Below are 703 nucleotides of genomic sequence, written 5' to 3'. Positions count from 1 at the left end.
CCGGCGGTCAGCCCGGTATGTCCGCGCACCCCACCGCATTTCGATTCTCCGTCCGGCGCGCTCGTCCGAAACCAGTCTTGTTCACGGGCGCGGCCCTTGCCTTGGGCTGCCCAAAAAAGGGTCGTGAACGCGCGCCGGCGATGCGTCGAGGCGCGGGCCCTCCCGGCGGGAGGCTTGTTGTCCGACGGGGTCAGCCGAGGGTCCCCTCCGCCCGGCGCCCGATCTCCCAGACCCAGCAGGCGAGCTCGCGCGCGACGGCGGCGTTTGCCTTGCACGGGCTCTTGCCCGCCGCCGCCAGCGCCTCGCGGCGACGGCAGAGCCTGGCGGTGCAGTCGTCGGCGCGCGCCCGGATCGCCGCGGGGACGTCCGCGCCGGGCGCCGGGGCCTTCGGGCGGGGCGTGCACGTCAGGTAGTGCCACGCCGACTCCACCAGCGCCGTCCTGGCGAGCCGGTTGCCCGTCTTGGTTATCCCGCCGCGCCGCTCGGTCTCGCCGCTCGAGCGCTCCGACGGGACCAGCCCGCACCAGCTCGCGAAGGCCGGGGCCGTCCGGAACCTCGTGAAGGAGCCCGCCTCGGCTGCGAGCCTGAAGGCCGTCAGGGTGTCGATTCCCTTGATGCAGGAGAGCGCCTCGACGGCCGGGCGCCACCGGTCGGTCCGGGCGAGGGCGAGCACCTTCTTCTCGAGCTGCCGGCGGTCCGACTC

1 protein-coding gene is annotated in these 703 nt (G+C 74.4%); it reads right to left on the bottom strand.

Going from position 1 to position 703, the window contains the following annotated elements:
- Window positions 1–190: 190 nt before the first annotated feature.
- The coding region (locus ACTQV4_RS10325; protein ID WP_441569783.1) for a transposase at window positions 191–703 on the bottom strand (513 nt) is incomplete at its 5' end.

Source organism: Collinsella sp. LCP19S3_B11 (assembly GCF_052121915.1).
Lineage (GTDB): Bacteria > Actinomycetota > Coriobacteriia > Coriobacteriales > Coriobacteriaceae > Collinsella.
The sequence above is the reverse complement of the archived record's forward strand: the minus strand, read 5'-3'. Positions and strand labels throughout refer to the sequence as shown.